Genomic DNA, 17,727 nt, shown 5'->3' on the forward strand with positions numbered 1-17,727 from the left:
AACGCAACGCCGGATGCGGCTTCACCTTTCCGGCCTACAGGATTTTATTATTAAGGAGAATAATGATGAGCTTTATGTTGGCACTGCCAAAAATTAGCCTGCATGGCGCCGGCGCGATTGCCGATATGGTGAATCTCGTGGCGAATAAACAATGGGGCAAAGCGCTGATCGTCACCGATGGTCAACTGGTAAAACTGGGCCTGCTGGATAGCCTGTTTGCCGCGCTGGATAAACATCAAATGTCTTACCACCTGTTTGATGAAGTATTCCCGAACCCGACAGAAGAGCTGGTACAGAAAGGGTTTGCGGCCTATCAGGGCGCAGAATGTGACTACATCATCGCCTTCGGTGGCGGCAGCCCGATCGATACCGCCAAAGCAGTGAAAATTCTGACAGCCAACCCTGGCCCTTCTACCGCCTACTCCGGCGTGGGCAAAGTGAAAAATGCGGGCGTCCCGCTGGTCGCCATCAACACTACCGCCGGTACGGCAGCAGAGATGACCAGCAACGCGGTCATTATCGACTCTGCCCGTAAGGTTAAAGAGGTGATCATCGACCCGAATAACATCCCGGACATCGCTGTGGATGATGCCAGCGTCATGCTGGAAATCCCGGCCTCCGTCACCGCCGCAACCGGTATGGACGCCCTGACCCACGCGGTGGAAGCCTATGTTTCCGTTGGTGCTCATCCGCTCACCGACGCTAACGCGCTGGAAGCGATTCGCCTGATCAACCTGTGGCTACCAAAAGCGGTCGACGACGGTCATAACCTCGAAGCTCGTGAGCAAATGGCGTTTGGTCAGTATCTGGCGGGGATGGCATTTAACAGCGCTGGTCTGGGTCTGGTGCATGCGCTGGCGCACCAGCCGGGCGCAACCCATAATCTGCCACACGGCGTCTGCAACGCCATCCTGCTGCCGGTAATCGAAAACTTTAACCGTCCGAACGCCGTGACGCGCTTTGCCCGCGTGGCGCAGGCAATGGGCGTCGATACCCGTGACATGAGCGATGAAGCGGCAAGTATGGAGGCCATCAACGCGATTCGTGCACTCAGCAAGCGTGTTGGTATTCCTGCGGGCTTTAGTTCCCTTGGCGTGACGAAAGAGGATATTGAAGGCTGGCTGGATAAAGCGTTGGCCGATCCGTGTGCGCCATGCAACCCGCGCACCGCCAGCCGCGACGAGGTCCGAGAGCTGTATCTGGAGGCGTTATGATCCGCAAGGCCTTTGTTATGCAGGTGAATGCCGACGCGCACGTTGAATATCAACGTCGGCACAATCCCATCTGGCCAGAGCTGGAAGCGGTGCTGAAAGAGCACGGCGCCCATCACTACGCGATTTATCTCGATCAGGCGCGCAATCTGCTGTTCGCCACCGTTGAGATTGAGTCCGAAGAACGCTGGAATGCCGTTGCCAGCACCGACGTTTGCCAACGTTGGTGGAAGCATATGCGTGACGTAATGCCAGCAAACCCGGACAACAGCCCGGTTAGCGCAGAGCTAAAAGAAGTGTTTTATTTGCAATAGACTTGTAGGCCGGATAAGGCGCTAACGCGCCGCATCCGGCACAACGCAACAGAACAGTTAGTTCTGCTCAGAAACCAGAATCGCCTGGGTGTCAGGCTCCAGCGCTTTAAAAATATGCGCCCGATCGGCGGGGTAACAAATATAGTCCCCCTCGCCTAACTCCTCCGGGGCTTCCGTCAATCCTACCATCGCCTTACCCTGCGTCACGATGATGTGTTCAACCGATCCCGGTGGATGCGGCTGTGAAATACGATCCGCGCCAGGCTGCGTCAGCAGCAGATAGATATCCCGCCGCGCCCCCGGTGGGCAGGCGGCCAGTAAAATGGCCTGATAGTGGGCCTGCTCAGCCACCACCTTTGTCCCTTCGCCGCGGCGAATCACCTGCGTTTTTTGTTCCTGCGGCTCCAGCAAGCGAGCAAAGGGAATATCTAACGCCACACACAGCGACCAGAGCGTTTCCAGGCTAGGATTGCCATTGCCCGCTTCCAATTGCGAGAGTGTCGATTTTGCAATCCCTGCGCGACGGGCAATCTCTGCCAATGACAAACCGGTGCGCTGACGTTCACGCACAAGGCTTTTCGCGATCATACTGATGGGCTGGGTCATTCACGACTCCATGTTCTTTATATCGAACGATTCGTTCGACTTGTAATATCAACTGGTCGCGTTCATTATAATGGAAATTCGTTCGATATGGCTAAAACGGTATGAAACATTATTTTTCCAGTCTCAAAGGCGACACGATTAAAGCAATATTTTTAGTCTGTCTGGCCGTCGGCGTAGTCGGCATGTCATACGGCTCGTTGGCGATGGCCTACGGCTTCCCGCTGTGGGTGCCGTTTGTGCTTTCGATTACGGTACTGGCGGGTGCGTCCGAGTTTATGTTTATCGGCATCGTCGCCAGTGGCGGTAACCCACTGGCGGCTGCGGCTGCCGGCTTACTGGTCAACGCCCGACACGTGCCGTTTGGCGTCACGGTGCGCGATCTGGTGGGCTCGCGGGCTGCGAGTTTCCTCGGCTGTCATATCATGAACGACGAAAGCGTAGTCTTTGGCCTGTCGCAAAAAACGCCCGAACAACGTAAAGCCGCCTTCTGGCTGTGCGGTCTGGGCGTCGCGCTTTTCTGGCCTGTTGGCACACTGATCGGCGCGGGCGTCGGCAAACTGCTCCCCGCCCCGGAAACCATCGGTCTGGATGCCGTCTTCCCTGCAATTTTATTAGCCTTAGTGGTCCCGGCCTTTAAAAACCGCACCACGCTGATTCGCGCCTGTAGCGGTGCCGGGTTGTCGCTTGCCACCATCCCCTTTGCGCCGGTCGGTTTACCTGTTTTGCTCTCACTGTTTGGCTTACTGACAAGGAAAAAATAATGGGCAACATGACGCTGTTTATCGTCGGTATCGCCATGTTATCTCTGGGAACATATTTAATGCGTTTAGGAGGAGCGAAGCTTGGGAGCCGTTTAGCGTTCTCGGAACGCTCGCAGGCGCTGCTTTCCGACGCCGCAACGGTATTACTGTTCTCCGTTGCGCTGGCGACTACCTTTTACGAAGGCGAACACTTCGCTGGCATGGCGCGCGTGCTGGGCGTGGCTTTTGCGGTATTTCTCGCATGGCGCAAGATGCCGCTAATCGTGGTGATCGTCGCTGCCGCAGTGGTGACCGCATTGCTGCGAATGGCGGGTATAAACTAAAAAAGCGCCTCAAGGGCGCTCTTTCGACAGTACTAAGGTATCTTATTTCAGCAGTTCGGCGGTCATGTGCACGCGGTTACCGGTGTATGCCTGAGTGATTTTGTAATCGCTGGCGCCTGCACGTTCAGCCTGAGCGGCGATTTTTGCTTCAGCGCTTTCCAGCGTAGAACCGGTTGCGGTCACTGTCTGAGCAGCGAAAGAACCGAAAGAAGTAGCCAGAGCGATAACTGCGACAAAAGTTTTGATGCTTTTCATGATATAAACCCTTTAACTTAGTTGTTTGAGTAAGGCGCCGTGCCTTGATGTGATAAATAATAGGCTGATACCCGAACAACTGAAAGCGGAAGGATTTGCCAGTCTTATTCAAATTATTTGAGAGATAAGATGTTACGTAATCAGGAATCACAATGGCTTGCTGGCAGCCGTAGAAAAACGCAACTGGCGGGTAATTGGTTACTTCGTCAGGGTGAACCACAAAGTAAAATTCATCTTTTACATCATGGTGTGGCTCGTGCGGTTTATCACGCGGACAACGGCGTTGAAAGGGTTAAAGAGTTCTACTTTGCCGGGGAATACTGCTTTCTGTACCTGAACTGGCTAACTAACACACCTGCCGATTACAGCCTACAAATGATCGCCGCGGGAGAAACCACTGAAATACCCTTGGCTTTGCTTGATGCGCCGGAAAATCAGGATATTAAGACTCAGCTACTGGTCCAGCAATTGATCTACAAAGAGAAAAAAGAGCAAATGCTGCTGCTCAATACCCCAGAGCAACGCTATCAGTACGTACAAACACACTTCCCGGACTGGGAGTCACAGCTCACCCAGCGCGATCTTGCCAGCTATATCGGCATTACCCCCGTTAGCCTGTCCCGTATTCGCCAGCGTCTTAACAAAGGTTAACGCCTTAAGGTGATGCGTCGATTATTGTCCCGTCACTCTTTAATAGATGGCGACCACAATGAACGCATTTCTTCTTTCTCAGATGCTGGCTGGCATCAGCTTCTTACTGGATATTTCCGCTTTTCATTTTCAACGCCGGGCTATCACTTTAACGCTGCTCACCAGTTCTACGTCTCTGTTAGCTATCCATTTCTATCTTTTGGATCAACACGCTGCGGCTGGGTTAATGATCATTGCCGCATGCCGCTACGCGACAGCCATCGTCACCTTTCACCGCTGGGTGATGTGGGGATTTATGCTGGGGTCGCTGCTGTGTAGCATTTATCTTTGGCAAAATCTGTCGAGTATTTTGCCGCTGATGGGAAGCCTGCTGATGACCTTTGCGTCATTTCAAAAACGCAGCGGAAAATTACGGGGATACACCTTGTGCGGCAGCCTGTGTTGGCTGCTGAACAATGTGATTGTTGGCTCGCCAGTTGCCGTAATCATGGAACTGGCATTTTCCGGCAGTATTCTGGCCGCCTGGTGGCGTCACAGCGCGACCAGACGTTGCGGATGCGTATAGATCGTCGCCCTGCCCGGTTTGCAAAAACCCACCAGCGTCAGGTTACAACGTTCGGCAACTTCCACGGCGAGCGTTGTCGCCGCAGAAACAGCAAACAGGATCTCCACACCGCACATCGCCGATTTCTGCACCATCTCATAACTGGCACGGCTGGAGACTAATACCGCGCCCTGTTGCCAGGTTTCCCCTTCGATTGCACGTCGTCCCAGCAGTTTATCCAACGCAACATGACGTCCAACATCTTCATGCCCGCCCGCCAGATGACCTGACGGCTGTACCCAGGCAGCCGCGTGCGTGCAGCCTGTCAGTTGCCCCACGGGTTGAAAATCGTTGAGATGTCGTAAAGCGTTATCAAGATTCGCCAGATCGAATGTCTGGGTAAACGGCAGCGGCTGGACCGGCTTGCCAATGTCATTGAGCTGCTCCACGCCACAAACGCCGCAACCGGTGCGACCGGCCAGCGCGCGACGACGCTCCTTCAGCCCCATAAAGCGACGGCTGGACAGTTCAACCTGCACTTCCAATCCGTTGCAGGAAGGCACTACGTCCATTCCGTAGATATCCTGCGGGGACTCAATAATGCCTTCAGAAAGTGAAAAACCCACCGCGAAGTGCTCAAGATCTTTCGGTGATGCCATCATCACCACGTGCGAAATCCCGTTGTATACCAGCGCAACAGGCACTTCTTCAGCTACCTCATCAGGCTGAGGATGTTGCAAATCCTCGCGCTTCCAGAGGGTCAACTGGCGAGATCCTGTCGAAGATGTCACATTCTTGATGTTTTCTTGAATAATCTTATTCACTTTCTTTTAACCATATTGGAACACGCATACCAACATTGTGGTATTCTTTACAAATCCCTCCTGGACGGAGGGAAATTCACCCAATTCTGGACCTTTGCGGTCCCGTCCGCAAAGAAAAATAACAACCACTTCCCTCGCGTTCGCGTTACAGAAAAGCGAAGGGAACGTGACAATGTCGAAACAAGGAGCGAACCATGCAGGTCAGCAGAAGGCAGTTCTTTAAGATCTGCGCTGGCGGTATGGCAGGCACCACGGCAGCGGCACTGGGTTTTGCACCCGGCGTAGCGCTCGCGGAAACACGGCAATATAAACTGCTGCGCACCCGCGAAACCCGTAACACCTGCACTTACTGTTCCGTTGGCTGTGGACTGTTAATGTACAGCCTCGGTGACGGCGCAAAAAACGCCAAAGCATCCATCTTCCATATCGAAGGGGACCCGGATCACCCGGTGAACCGTGGCGCATTGTGCCCGAAAGGGGCAGGACTTGTGGACTTCATCCACTCCGAAAGCCGCCTGAAATTCCCGGAATATCGCGCACCAGGCTCAGATAAGTGGCAACAGATTAGCTGGGATGAGGCATTTGACCGCATCGCTAAGCTGATGAAAGAAGACCGCGACGCTAACTACGTTGCACAAAACGCTGAAGGCGTAACCGTTAACCGCTGGCTTTCCACCGGGATGCTGTGTGCATCCGCTTCCAGTAACGAAACCGGCTATTTAACGCAAAAATTCTCCCGCGCGCTCGGTATGCTCGCGGTCGACAACCAGGCACGCGTCTGACACGGACCAACGGTAGCAAGTCTTGCTCCAACATTTGGTCGCGGTGCGATGACCAACCACTGGGTCGACATTAAAAACGCCAACCTCGTCGTGGTGATGGGCGGTAACGCCGCTGAAGCTCACCCGGTCGGATTCCGCTGGGCGATGGAAGCCAAAATCCACAACGGCGCGAAGCTGATTGTTATCGATCCACGCTTTACGCGAACCGCTGCGGTGGCTGATTTCTATGCTCCGATTCGTTCCGGTACTGACATTGCTTTCCTGTCAGGCGTTTTGCTGTACCTGCTGAACAACGAAAAATTCAACCGCGAATATACTGAGGCCTATACCAACGCCAGCCTGATCGTGCGTGAGGATTACGGTTTCGAAGATGGCCTGTTCACCGGCTACGACGCGGACAAACGCAAGTATGACAAAACCAGCTGGAACTACGAGCTGGATGAAAAAGGCTTCGCCAAACGCGATGTCACCCTGCAACATCCGCGCTGCGTGTGGAACCTGCTGAAACAGCACGTCTCCCGCTACACGCCGGACGTCGTAGAAAACATCTGCGGTACGCCAAAGGCCGACTTCCTGAAGGTCTGTGAGTACATTGCAGAAACCAGCGCCAAAGATAAAACCGCGTCGTTCCTGTACGCCCTGGGCTGGACGCAACACTCCGTAGGTGCGCAGAACATCCGTACCATGGCGATGATCCAGTTGCTGCTTGGCAACATGGGGATGGCAGGCGGCGGTGTTAACGCCCTGCGCGGTCACTCCAACATTCAGGGCCTGACCGACTTAGGCCTGCTGTCACAAAGCCTGCCAGGCTATATGACGCTGCCAAGCGAGAAACAGACTGACCTGCAAACTTACCTTGCTGCCAACACGCCAAAACCGTTGCTGGAAGGTCAGGTGAACTACTGGGGCAACTACCCGAAATTCTTCGTTTCGATGATGAAAGCCTTCTTTGGCGATAAAGCAACAGCGGAAAACAGCTGGGGCTTCGACTGGCTGCCGAAGTGGGATAAAGGGTACGACGTCCTGCAGTACTTCGAGATGATGAATCAGGGCAAAGTGAATGGCTATATCTGCCAGGGCTTTAACCCGGTCGCGTCATTCCCGAACAAAAACAAAGTTGTGGCTTCACTGTCCAAACTGAAGTTCCTGGTCACTATCGACCCGCTCAACACCGAGACCTCCACTTTCTGGCAGAACCACGGTGAGTCAAACGATGTTGATCCGTCGAAAATCCAGACCGAAGTATTCCGTCTGCCGTCCACCTGCTTCGCCGAAGAGAACGGTTCTATCGTTAACTCCGGTCGCTGGCTGCAGTGGCACTGGAAAGGCGCGGATGCCCCGGGGATTGCCGTTACCGATGGCGAAATCCTCGCCGGTATCTTCCTGCGTCTGCGCAAGATGTATGCCGAGCAAGGTGGCGCGAACCCGGAACAGGTGCTGAGCATGACCTGGAACTACTCCACCCCGCACGAACCGGCTTCGGAAGAAGTGGCGATGGAGAGTAACGGTAAAGCGCTGGCCGACATTACCGACCCGGCAACCGGTGCGGTTATCGTCAAGAAAGGCCAACAGCTTAGCTCGTTCGCCCAACTGCGTGACGATGGCACGACCTCCAGCGGCTGCTGGATTTTTGCCGGTAGCTGGACGCCGGAAGGCAACCAGATGGCACGTCGCGATAACGCCGACCCGTCAGGCCTTGGTAATACGCTGGGCTGGGCCTGGGCATGGCCGCTTAACCGACGCATTCTGTATAACCGCGCCTCCGCTGATCCGCAGGGGAATCCGTGGGATCCAAAACGTCAGATCCTGAAATGGGATGGGGCGAAGTGGAGCGGGATGGATATTCCGGACTACAGCGCTGCCGCACCTGGCAGCAACGTAGGGCCGTTCATCATGCAGCCGGAAGGGATGGGACGCCTGTTTGCTATCGATAAGATGGCGGAAGGTCCGTTCCCGGAACACTACGAGCCGTTTGAAACACCGCTGGGGACTAACCCGCTGCACCCGAACGTAATCTCTAACCCTGCCGCGCGCATCTTTAAAGGTGACGAAGAAGCACTGGGTAAAGCAGATAAGTTCCCGTACGTCGGTACAACCTACCGTCTGACCGAGCACTTCCACTACTGGACCAAGCATGCGCTGCTGAATGCCATCGCTCAGCCGGAACAGTTTGTGGAAATTGGCGAGAAGCTGGCGAATAAGCTCGGTATCTCCCACGGCGATACCGTCAAAGTCTCCTCTAATCGCGGCTACATTAAGGCCAAGGCGGTGGTGACCAAACGTATTCGCACGCTGCAGGCTAACGGTAAGGATATCGACACTATCGGTATTCCGATTCACTGGGGCTACGAAGGTGTGGCGAAAAAAGGCTTTATCGCTAACACGTTAACGCCATTCGTCGGTGATGCGAACACGCAGACGCCGGAATTTAAGTCCTTCCTCGTGAACGTGGAAAAGGTGTAACGGAGACGACCTATGGCTTATCAATCGCAAGACATCATTCGTCGTTCCGCCACTAACGGTTTCACCCCCGCGCCTCAGGCGCGGGACCATCAGGAAGAAGTGGCGAAGCTTATCGACGTCACCACCTGTATCGGCTGTAAAGCATGTCAGGTGGCGTGTTCTGAATGGAACGACATCCGTGATGAAGTGGGCAACAACGTTGGGGTGTACGACAACCCGGCCGATTTGACCGCCAAATCCTGGACGGTGATGCGCTTCTCGGAAGTGGAACAAAACGACAAACTGGAATGGCTTATCCGCAAGGATGGCTGTATGCACTGCGCCGATCCGGGCTGCCTGAAGGCGTGTCCGGCTGAAGGCGCAATCATTCAGTATGCCAACGGTATCGTCGACTTCCAGTCTGAGCAGTGCATAGGCTGTGGCTACTGCATCGCGGGCTGCCCGTTCGACGTGCCGCGCCTCAATCCGGAAGACAACCGCGTCTACAAATGTACGTTGTGCGTTGACCGTGTTGTGGTCGGGCAAGAACCGGCCTGCGTGAAAACCTGCCCAACCGGTGCCATTCATTTCGGCACCAAGGAGTCGATGAAAACCCTGGCAGGCGAACGCGTGGCGGAGCTGAAAACGCGTGGTTACGAAAACGCGGGTCTGTACGATCCGGCGGGTGTTGGCGGTACGCACGTAATGTACGTATTGCACCATGCGGACAAGCCAAATCTGTATCACGGCCTGCCGGAGAACCCGGAGATCAGCGCTACCGTTAAGTTCTGGAAAGGCATCTGGAAACCCCTCGCAGCCGTCGGCTTTGCAGCGACATTTGCGGCCAGCATCTTCCACTACGTCGGCGTAGGCCCGAACCGTGCGGAAGAGGAAGAAGACAATCTGCATGAAAAAGACGACGAGGTGCGCAAATGAAACGACGTGACACCATCGTGCGCTACACGGCGCCGGAACGCATCAACCACTGGATCACCGCCTTCTGCTTCATTCTGGCGGCGGTGAGCGGGATGGGCTTTCTCTTCCCGTCTTTTAACTGGCTGATGCACATCATGGGCACTCCACAACTGGCGCGAATTGTGCACCCGTTTGTCGGCGTGATCATGTTTGCCTCGTTTATCATCATGTTTTTCCGTTACTGGCACCACAATCTAATCAATCGGGATGATATCTTTTGGGCGAAGAATATTCGTAAGATTGTCGTCAACGAGGAAGTAGGTGACACGGGACGTTATAACTTCGGCCAGAAATGCGTATTCTGGGCGGCGATTATCTTCCTGGTCCTGTTGCTGGTGAGCGGAGTGGTCATCTGGCGTCCGTATTTTGCGCCTGCTTTCTCAATCCCGGTGATCCGATTCGCGTTAATGCTGCATTCATTTGCCGCAGTAGCGTTAATTGTGGTTATCATGGTGCACATTTACGCCGCCCTTTGGGTGAAAGGCACCATTACCGCGATGGTGGAAGGATGGGTTACCAGTTCATGGGCGAAGAAACATCACCCGCGCTGGTACCGTGAAGTCCGCCAGAAACAGGAAAAGTCATCTGAATGAGTATTCGCATAATCCCGCAAGATGAGCTGGAGAAGAGCGAGAAACGCACGGCGGATATGATTCCGCCGTTATTATTCCCCAGACTCAAAAATTTGTATAACCGCCGCGCTGAGCGCCTGCGCGAGCTGGCCGAGAACAACCCGCTGGGCGACTACCTGCGCTTTGCCGCACTGATCGCCCACGCGCAGGAAGTGGTGTTGTACGACCATCCGCTGCAGATGGATCTGACCGCTCGTATCAAAGAAGCGAACGATCAGGGCAAACCGCCGCTGGATATCCACGTTCTGCCACGCGACAAGCACTGGCAAAAACTGCTGCAGTCGTTAATTGCTGAGCTGAAACCAGAAATGAGCGGCCCTGCGCTTGCCGTGATCGAAAATCTGGAAAAAGCCTCAGAGCAGGAACTGGAGCTGATGGCCAGCGCGCTGTTTGCCTCTGATTTCGCCTCCGTCAGCAGCGATAAAGCGCCGTTTATTTGGGCTGCCCTGTCGCTCTACTGGGCGCAGATGGCAAGCCTGATCCCCGGCAAAGCCCGTGCGGAATACGGTGAACAGCGTCAGTACTGCCCCGTGTGTGGTTCAATGCCGGTCTCCAGCATGGTGCAAATCGGTACCACTCAGGGGCTGCGTTATCTGCACTGCAACCTGTGTGAAACCGAGTGGCACGTGGTACGCGTGAAGTGCAGCAACTGCGAGCAAAGCCGTGATTTGAACTACTGGTCGCTGGATAACGAACAGGCGGCAATTAAAGCTGAAAGCTGCGGCGACTGTGGGACTTACCTAAAGATTCTCTATCAGGAAAAAGACCCTAAAGTTGAAGCCGTGGCTGACGATCTCGCTTCACTGATGCTGGACGCGCACATGGAGCAAGAGGGCTTTGCCCGCAGCTCCATCAACCCGTTCCTGTTCCCAGGTGAAGGGGAGTAAGTTTTAAGATCTTCCCCCGGCAATTGAACCAAACTGCCGGGGATTATCTTAGTGCCTGAATGACATGTTTTGGATCATTGGCAATAGCACGTAACAACGCTTTTGCTGGACCGGTCGGTGAACGACGCCCTTGCTCCCAATTTCGCAACGTATCCACGCTTACCGATATCAAATCTGCGAAACGACTCTGTGATAATCCTGAAGACTGGCGAATTTCCTTTATTTTCATGGCGTCAATATGAAAGGTACGGGAAGGTTGTCGCGTTCCTTCAGCGATCTCATTCATCTGAACCATACTTTGAGTTAATCGCTCAAATAGTGCCTTATCCATTTACCACCTCCCATTCAACATACGCAGCAGCACTTTTTCTTGTGGAGTCAGATCATCCTTGATCCCTTTCTGATAAATCAGCAACAATCGAATTTGTGATTTTCTGATTTGATGAAAGTAAATAATCCTCACACCGCTACGTTTGCCTTTCCCTCGCGATCTCCAGCGAACCTTTCTCAGTCCGCCCGTTTCTTGTATCAGATCGCCACAATCAGGCTGAATCGCAAGGAATATCTGTAATCTGCGGTATTCATCATCATCCAGTAATTTTTTGACGTCTTCAGTGAAGATTTCCGTTTCTATGAATAGCATTTTAGTACGCCATTGGACTATATTAATAGAAATTAACTATACGTCAATGGCGTATAGTTAATTTTCCTCACAATACAGAATTCAAACAGCAGAAACCAATGACGGTATTTAATCTGCGAGCCGCTTTCCAAAATCATACCGGCCCCCATTTTTCCCATTTTCATTCTTAGTTATCCAGGTTATAAACCTGTATATCCATACAGATAAGGAGATGTGAAAATGGCACTGGAAAGCGGGATTGCACAGCTGGTTGAAGCATTTATCGCGGCGGGACGCCCTTCTTCGCGCGAGCAGAATATTGATGACCGGAGAGCAGGCTACATCGCCAGCACGGTCCTGGCCGGAGACACTGAAACCCGCGTACAGGTTGAAGATATTGAACTCGATGCCATGATGTTTCGCGTAGTTTCGCCGCGGGGCTGCACGGGAAATCTCCCCTGCGTTATCTATTATCACGGCGGCTGCTTTGTCAGCGGCGGATTTACCACTCATGATAACCAGCTAAGGCAACTCGCCTGGTACAGCGGCTGTCGGGTCATTGCGGTGCAGTATCGCCTCGCACCAGAGCACATCTTCCCGGCAGCACATAACGATGCTGAATCGGGGGCCAATATTATCTGGAAGTATGCCAAGAAACTGGGAGTAGACCGGGACAACATTACGCTGGCTGGCGACAGCGCTGGCGGGCATCTGGCGCTGGTCACCGCACTACGCCTGAAAGCTACCAGGCAATGGCAACCTGCGCAGCTTATGCTGATCTACCCGATGCTGGATGCAACCGCCAGCTTTGCGAGCTATGACCATAATGGACAGGATTACATTATCACCCGCGACACGCTGCTGTCGGGCTACGAGATGTATATGCCGCAAACCGATCCACTGCATCCCGAAGTCAGCCCGCTCTGGCGCGAAGACTTCAACGGTTTACCGCCCACGCACATCATTACAGCTGAATTCGACCCACTGCGAGATGAGGGTGAGGCCCTGTATCAAAAGTTCCAGGAACAGGGCGTGGAGTGCACCTGCCAACGCTATCTCGGCGTTATCCACGGATTTTTCCAGCTAGCAGGGGTGAGTCAGGCGGCACGAAGCGCAATGCGGGATGTTGCCTGGCGCGCCATAAATTCTACAGCAGTAAGACATGCTTAATTAATATAGTGTTTTCATCTTGTAAACTTAATTGCGTTGCGTTATTTTGTTTTCAGGTTGAAAACCTTGTAATGGAACTACACCGTGCATGTTATCAGCCGAAAACCTTTTAACGAGGCAATGCTCATGTATCCAAATCATCAGCTTGCTCTCGCTGATTTACTGAATGTTTTGGAGAAAAAAACATTCATTCAGCCTGAAGAGATGAAGCAGTATATTCCTTCACTGGATAATTTTAAGTACAGAGATAAATGGTGGGTGATTGATGTTTCTGGTAACAGCCTAAGACTCATCTCCTACATAGATTTCAGGTCACATAAGATATTTGTCAAACATATCGTTTCCCATGCCGAATATGACAAACTGACAGCATATTATCGGGGTAATAAAGAATGAGAACGCATCGTCATATGGATGCAGCCAGCGCAAAAAAGATTGTTGATACCTTCAGCGATGCGGTAAAAACCATCCCACTGTTGGGGGAAGACCGAAATGACACTGAGTATCGCAGGGCACTTGCGCTAGTGGAGTATCTGGTCGACCACGACGATCTTGAAAACCCACTATTTGAATTGCTCTGTGCCCGAATCAGTAAATATGAAAAACATGCGCCGGAATTCAAAGCACTCAACCAACACCTGGAGAAAACACCCTCTGGCGTTTCAGTATTGCGTACGCTCATGGACCAATACAGTCTCAAAGCAGCAGACCTTGCCAACGAACTCGGTTCAAAATCGAACGTCAGCAACATCTTAAATGGTCGCAGAGCACTGACTGTAAGCCATATTAAAGCGCTTGCAGAACGCTTTAATCTTCCGGCAGACGCATTCATCGAGTAGAGAAGATACCCTCTGACTTACTCTTCCTCGTTCCCGCCTTCTTCATATGCGCCAAACGGTTTTGCGGGTAGCACAATGTAGGTGCCTTCGAACACCACGCCCGGCGTGTCGTCGCCAAATACCCCGACCTGCATCTGAACGCGCGCCTTACGACCTCTTGCCAGACGGTCCAGGTCTCCGCTCAGCGAGCCCAGATCGGCGATAGCGGTAGGTTTCCCGGTGATCGGCCTGCTGTACCGTATATGCGCGTCAGCAAGGATTATCGTCCCGCCCAGATGACGCTCACGCAGCATCAGCCAGATAAGTCCCCAGCCCGTTAGCGTCGCTAGGGAAAACAAGCTACCGGCAAACAGCGTATGGTGCGGATTCTGATTGCCCGTCTCGGGCATCGTGGTGATAAATTTCTGCCCGGTATATTGCTGAATGCGCACACCCATTTTCTCACTCAATGGAATATGTTCGTACCAGGCTTGCTGTAGCTGTCCGCACCAGTCCCCGCGATGGAGAATGTCGTCCAGCGTCGCGATGGGTTTAATCATCAAAAAGTGACGCACCGGCGTGGTTTGCGGCGTGGTGATTTCTCCCTGGCTCACAAACCCCAGTTTGGCAAAAAATTCGACCGCATCTTCACGGGCGCTACAGGTTACGCGCTTTACCCCTTCCTGACGCGCCACAGACTCCAGGGTCATCGCCATCAGCGTGCCCAACCCTTTCTCCTGCACGGAGGGGTCAACGGCCATAAAGCGTATGGAGGCTTCGTTATCCGCATTGATATACAGACGTCCTACCGCGACCAGATTCCCCTCTTCGTCCACCACCATCTGGTGATGCGCCATCGCATCCCAGGCATCCCGTTCGGAGCCTTTAGGCTGGTGCAACGGTTTACGCAGCATCTCCCAGCGAAACTGGTAGTAACGCTCCAATTCTTCTTCTGTTTGCGGTACTCGAAGGTGATACATCGTCGTATTCTCTCTTGTTGTCCGCGGCCACACCGGTAGCTGGTTCATACTTGTAACCAGAACGTCACGGGGCCATCATTAACTAGTGAAACCTGCATATCCGCAGCGAATCGACCGGTTTGCGTATTCATTTGCTGTTGGCGGCAACGCTCAACAAAGTACTCATACAGCGCCTCTGCACGATCGGGCGCAGCCCCTTTTGAAAACCCCGGGCGCATGCCGCGTTCGGTATCTGCCGCCAGCGTGAACTGTGAAACCACCAGCACGCTGCCCCCTGACTGCTGCACGTTAAGGTTCATTTTGCCTTCGGCATCGCTAAAGATTCGATAGCCGAGTACGCGCTCGCACAGGCGGTTCGCTTTCTGTTCGTCATCATCCCTTTCGACACCTAACAGGACCAAAAGTCCTGGGCCAATTTCACCCGTCACCTCGCCCTCCACGGTGACGCTGGCACGGGTTACGCGCTGAATTAATGCAATCATGGTTGCTCTGCTTCTTCTTGTTCTGCGGCTTGTTTAAGTTTGCGGTATTCCCCGAGAGTGACAGTTATTTCCGCGCCTAGCAAGACGATACACCAGGTCCAGTATACCCAGACGAATAAAATGGGGATCACCGCCAGGACACCGTAAATGAGCTGATAAGACGGGAACATCGTGATATAGAGCGCAAATCCTTTCTTTCCGGTTTCGAACAACACAGCGGCCACAAAGGCACCAATAACCGCATCACGGTTAGGTACACGCGTAGTCGGTACGATGCTGTAAAGCAGCCAGAACGAGAGCCAGGAAAGCACCAGCGGGAAAATACGCAGAATGTTATCAATCACCGTGTTGAGATCGCTGGCCCAGCGCAATGACAACAGATAAGAGCTGATCGCCAGACTGGCCCCCGCCAGCAGTGGCCCCAGCGTTAAAATCATCCAGTAAACGGCGAAAGAGTAAACTTTAGGCCGAGTACGCTTGCTGCGCCAGATAGTATTCAGCGCGTTATCAATGGAATACATCAGTAATAGCGCTGTCACAATCAGCCCACACGCCCCAACGGCGGTCATTTTATTCGAGTTGGCAACGAACTGTTCGATATAACGCTGAATGACATCTCCCGTCGCCGGGATAAAGTTTGCGAAAATGAAATGACGTAGCTGGACGCTGACGTCAGAAAACATCGGAAATGCGGCGAAAAGCGCAAAAACTACGGCAATAAGCGGCACTAATGAGAGCAATGAGACATAGGCAAGATTCCCTGCCAGCGTCGTCATGTTGTCCTCATCAATCCGCTGCCATAGTAGCTTCAGCCAGGCCCGAACAGGACGCGTATGGTGCCTGGCTTGTTGCTGAACATTTTTTAGCATATCAACTTCGCGAAATAGTCCGGAATGGTCGTTTTATCGACAACCTGGATGCTGGTAATCCCTAACCGATTAGCCCCTTCAATATTATCGGCGTTGTCGTCGAAAAATACCGCCTCATGCGCAGAAAAACCTTCAGACTGCAGGACATGCTGGTAAATCCGCGCTTCCGGTTTACGCATGCCCAGATCCTGGGAAAGGTAAATATGGTCAGCAGCCTGACGGATTTCGGGGTATTCGTCCGGCCAAAACGTCGTGTGCAGACGATTAGTATTCGACAAGACGACCACCCGATGCCCCTGCTCACGCAGCTTTTGCATGATGTCGATGACTTCAGGACGCAAGGCAACAAAAACAGCCTGCCAGCCGTGGGAGAACTGCTCATAGCTTAGCGGTAGCGCCATGTCATGACATAGCGCTTCGGCAAAGGCTTCATCCGTTATTTCACCTCGCTCGTGCTGGTGAAAAGCCTCTCCCATGGTGAAACTTTGCTTTAACGAAGCCAGCGGTACACGGCTCAGATCGCTCCAAGTACCTAACACGCGATTGAAGTCGATATCGACAATCACATTCCCCAAATCAAAGATATAGAGCATGCCCTTCTCCTTATTCGCCGTGGATGAATAACTGTAGCGGGAAAGGAGAAGTTTGACTATGAGTCCCTGTCGGGATTATTGGCTAAGCCATCAGAATTCCTGTGTAAATTGCCAGCGCGATTCAATCACCAACGGAAGACCTGCACTGACAAACTGCGGTGTCCTATTTATCGCATTTGGCGCCTGAGTAAGCGGATTGACACATGTTGCGTCGGGCTGTTTGTCAAAAACAACCAGGCTTTGCGCACTCGATGTCATCGTCATACTCAGCTTACCTGGCCACTGTAATCTGACATTGAGACCATCATTAAAACCAAAGCAGTCATCCCACGGGCCTGATTGTGGGGGGATTTTATTACCTGTTGGTAACTCATTATTCCCGGCTTCTTCCTGCCAGTCGGCCTTAAAACATACCAGTAATTCATCTTCTTCATTCTGCTGGCCCAGTTGTTTTGCAAACCAGGGGTGCCATCCAGCAGATGCCGGAAAAGTTTCAGACATGGTGTGAATTTCAAGTCGCAGAATTAACGCATCGTCTTCAAGAGTCAGCGTCTGCAGGACCTCTCCTTGCCAGGGCCAGGGAGCGCCCAGTGGCATGCGCAGTTTCAAGGTATCCGCTTTATGTTCGACAATTTCCCATGATGAATAACAGGCCATACCATGTAGAGCATGAGGCGGTTTGTTAGCAGGTAATACGTACTGTTTCTCCCCCACGGTCAATGTTGCATCGCCAAGGCGGCCTGCCCAAGGAACCATAGGAAAGCAGCCATACTGAAATGCTTTACGCTGTGGCTCCCATTGACGTAACACTTCAAAACCAAACGCCTGAACCGAGGTGATTCTGGCACCATCGCGCGGAAAAATTTGCAGACGTAGATGTCCTTTTTCCAGAAAAATAGGTTGGCCGATCGGTCCCGGCCAGACGGTATCAAAAGCACGTTGTAATGCTTGATAATGCTCAGTATTCAATTCATTGTTCATGTTAT

The 17,727-nt window shown here is 52.9% G+C and carries 23 protein-coding genes; 13 read left to right on the forward strand and 10 right to left on the reverse strand.

Going from position 1 to position 17,727, the window contains the following annotated elements:
- The first annotated feature begins 65 nt into the window (after positions 1-65).
- Positions 66-1,214 carry a lactaldehyde reductase gene (gene fucO / locus OGY33_RS00435; RefSeq protein ID WP_191239039.1) on the forward strand — a complete coding sequence of 383 codons (1,149 nt, stop codon included), beginning with the start codon at positions 66-68 and terminating at the stop codon, positions 1,212-1,214.
- Positions 1,211-1,525, forward strand: a complete 315-nt coding sequence (gene rhaM / locus OGY33_RS00440) for an L-rhamnose mutarotase (protein WP_003825253.1) — start codon at positions 1,211-1,213, stop codon at positions 1,523-1,525. Before fucO ends, rhaM begins: the two co-directional genes overlap by 4 nt.
- A 57-nt stretch (positions 1,526-1,582) precedes the next feature.
- Here rhaM and OGY33_RS00445 read toward each other — a convergent pair whose 3' ends face one another.
- On the reverse strand, positions 1,583-2,131 hold the full coding sequence (locus OGY33_RS00445; RefSeq protein ID WP_003825255.1) for a helix-turn-helix domain-containing protein: 549 nt from the start codon (positions 2,129-2,131) through the stop codon (positions 1,583-1,585).
- Positions 2,132-2,232: 101 nt separating this feature from the next.
- Here OGY33_RS00445 and OGY33_RS00450 point away from each other — a divergent pair, with 101 nt between their 5' ends.
- Both OGY33_RS00450 and OGY33_RS00455 read left to right on the forward strand, forming a co-directional pair.
- Positions 2,233-2,892 (forward strand): AzlC family ABC transporter permease, encoded by a 660-nt coding sequence (locus OGY33_RS00450; RefSeq protein WP_191238963.1) that lies wholly within the window; start codon positions 2,233-2,235, stop codon positions 2,890-2,892.
- Entirely contained in the window at positions 2,892-3,215 is a 324-nt protein-coding gene (locus tag OGY33_RS00455; RefSeq protein ID WP_003825260.1) for an AzlD domain-containing protein, read from the forward strand. Before OGY33_RS00450 ends, OGY33_RS00455 begins: the two co-directional genes overlap by 1 nt.
- Positions 3,216-3,257: 42 nt before the next feature.
- Here OGY33_RS00455 and OGY33_RS00460 read toward each other — a convergent pair whose 3' ends face one another.
- Entirely contained in the window at positions 3,258-3,470 is a 213-nt protein-coding gene (locus OGY33_RS00460) for a YdgH/BhsA/McbA family protein (protein WP_003825262.1), read from the reverse strand.
- A 129-nt stretch (positions 3,471-3,599) separates the two neighbouring features.
- On the opposite strand from OGY33_RS00460, the gene OGY33_RS00465 reads away from it, so the two are divergent.
- The gene (locus tag OGY33_RS00465; RefSeq protein ID WP_032945571.1) at positions 3,600-4,121 is read left to right on the forward strand and encodes a Crp/Fnr family transcriptional regulator; all 522 of its coding nucleotides are present in this window, start codon (positions 3,600-3,602) and stop codon (positions 4,119-4,121) included.
- Between the two features lie 58 nt (positions 4,122-4,179).
- Positions 4,180-4,686: a YgjV family protein gene (locus OGY33_RS00470; protein ID WP_032945569.1), complete on the forward strand. Its 507-nt coding sequence runs from the start codon at positions 4,180-4,182 to the stop codon at positions 4,684-4,686.
- Here the strand turns inward: OGY33_RS00470 and fdhD are convergent.
- Positions 4,653-5,489, reverse strand: coding sequence for a formate dehydrogenase accessory sulfurtransferase FdhD (gene fdhD / locus OGY33_RS00475; RefSeq protein WP_071692610.1), 837 nt, complete (start codon positions 5,487-5,489; stop codon positions 4,653-4,655). The two genes, OGY33_RS00470 and fdhD, sit on opposite strands and share 34 nt — an antisense overlap.
- Before the next feature lie 194 nt (positions 5,490-5,683).
- Here fdhD and fdnG point away from each other — a divergent pair, with 194 nt between their 5' ends.
- Genes fdnG through fdhE form a run of 4 tightly spaced genes read left to right on the forward strand, consistent with a single transcriptional unit; the run spans position 5,684 to position 11,207 of the window.
- Positions 5,684-8,734 carry a formate dehydrogenase-N subunit alpha gene (gene fdnG / locus OGY33_RS00480; protein ID WP_156174783.1) on the forward strand — a complete coding sequence of 1,017 codons (3,051 nt, stop codon included), beginning with the start codon at positions 5,684-5,686 and terminating at the stop codon, positions 8,732-8,734.
- 12 nt (positions 8,735-8,746) lie between these two features.
- A complete protein-coding gene (gene fdoH / locus OGY33_RS00485; RefSeq protein ID WP_003825273.1) occupies positions 8,747-9,649 on the forward strand; it encodes a formate dehydrogenase O subunit beta in 903 nt (300 codons plus the stop codon).
- A complete protein-coding gene (gene fdoI / locus OGY33_RS00490; protein ID WP_003028686.1) occupies positions 9,646-10,281 on the forward strand; it encodes a formate dehydrogenase cytochrome b556 subunit in 636 nt (211 codons plus the stop codon). Before fdoH ends, fdoI begins: the two co-directional genes overlap by 4 nt.
- A complete protein-coding gene (fdhE, locus tag OGY33_RS00495; protein ID WP_003028685.1) occupies positions 10,278-11,207 on the forward strand; it encodes a formate dehydrogenase accessory protein FdhE in 930 nt (309 codons plus the stop codon). Before fdoI ends, fdhE begins: the two co-directional genes overlap by 4 nt.
- Positions 11,208-11,250: 43 nt before the next feature.
- On the opposite strand, the gene nadS is transcribed toward fdhE, so the two are convergent.
- Complete coding sequence (gene nadS / locus OGY33_RS00500; protein ID WP_048215199.1) at positions 11,251-11,538, reverse strand: NadS family protein; 288 nt, start codon at positions 11,536-11,538, stop codon at positions 11,251-11,253.
- Positions 11,539-11,850 carry a toxin HigB-2 gene (locus tag OGY33_RS00505; protein WP_103015341.1) on the reverse strand — a complete coding sequence of 104 codons (312 nt, stop codon included), beginning with the start codon at positions 11,848-11,850 and terminating at the stop codon, positions 11,539-11,541.
- Between the two features lie 219 nt (positions 11,851-12,069).
- Between OGY33_RS00505 and OGY33_RS00510 the strand changes: the two genes are divergently transcribed.
- From OGY33_RS00510 to OGY33_RS00520, 3 genes are all read left to right on the forward strand, one after another.
- The gene (locus OGY33_RS00510; protein ID WP_191238964.1) at positions 12,070-12,999 is read left to right on the forward strand and encodes an alpha/beta hydrolase; all 930 of its coding nucleotides are present in this window, start codon (positions 12,070-12,072) and stop codon (positions 12,997-12,999) included.
- A gap of 84 nt (positions 13,000-13,083) precedes the next feature.
- Positions 13,084-13,395 (forward strand): type II toxin-antitoxin system HigB family toxin, encoded by a 312-nt coding sequence (locus OGY33_RS00515; RefSeq protein WP_048215202.1) that lies wholly within the window; start codon positions 13,084-13,086, stop codon positions 13,393-13,395.
- Positions 13,392-13,838, forward strand: coding sequence for a helix-turn-helix domain-containing protein (locus tag OGY33_RS00520; RefSeq protein WP_048215203.1), 447 nt, complete (start codon positions 13,392-13,394; stop codon positions 13,836-13,838). Before OGY33_RS00515 ends, OGY33_RS00520 begins: the two co-directional genes overlap by 4 nt.
- Positions 13,839-13,855: 17 nt before the next feature.
- Here the strand turns inward: OGY33_RS00520 and fabY are convergent, their stop codons facing one another.
- The 5 genes from fabY to OGY33_RS00545 form a co-directional block, all read right to left on the reverse strand.
- Positions 13,856-14,797 carry a fatty acid biosynthesis protein FabY gene (gene fabY, locus OGY33_RS00525; RefSeq protein ID WP_003825286.1) on the reverse strand — a complete coding sequence of 314 codons (942 nt, stop codon included), beginning with the start codon at positions 14,795-14,797 and terminating at the stop codon, positions 13,856-13,858.
- A 44-nt stretch (positions 14,798-14,841) separates the two neighbouring features.
- Entirely contained in the window at positions 14,842-15,279 is a 438-nt protein-coding gene (dtd, locus tag OGY33_RS00530) for a D-aminoacyl-tRNA deacylase (RefSeq protein ID WP_191238965.1), read from the reverse strand.
- Complete coding sequence (locus OGY33_RS00535; RefSeq protein WP_079935075.1) at positions 15,276-16,148, reverse strand: virulence factor BrkB family protein; 873 nt, start codon at positions 16,146-16,148, stop codon at positions 15,276-15,278. Before OGY33_RS00535 ends, dtd begins: the two co-directional genes overlap by 4 nt.
- Positions 16,142-16,741, reverse strand: a complete 600-nt coding sequence (gene yihX, locus OGY33_RS00540) for a glucose-1-phosphatase (protein WP_191238966.1) — start codon at positions 16,739-16,741, stop codon at positions 16,142-16,144. The genes OGY33_RS00535 and yihX overlap by 7 nt, the downstream gene beginning before the upstream one ends.
- 90 nt (positions 16,742-16,831) lie before the next feature.
- Positions 16,832-17,722: an aldose epimerase family protein gene (locus OGY33_RS00545; protein WP_048215205.1), complete on the reverse strand. Its 891-nt coding sequence runs from the start codon at positions 17,720-17,722 to the stop codon at positions 16,832-16,834.
- Positions 17,723-17,727: the final 5 nt, after the last annotated feature.

This window comes from Citrobacter sp. Cpo032, from assembly GCF_030332975.1.
GTDB classification, from domain to species: Bacteria; Pseudomonadota; Gammaproteobacteria; order Enterobacterales; family Enterobacteriaceae; genus Citrobacter; species Citrobacter portucalensis.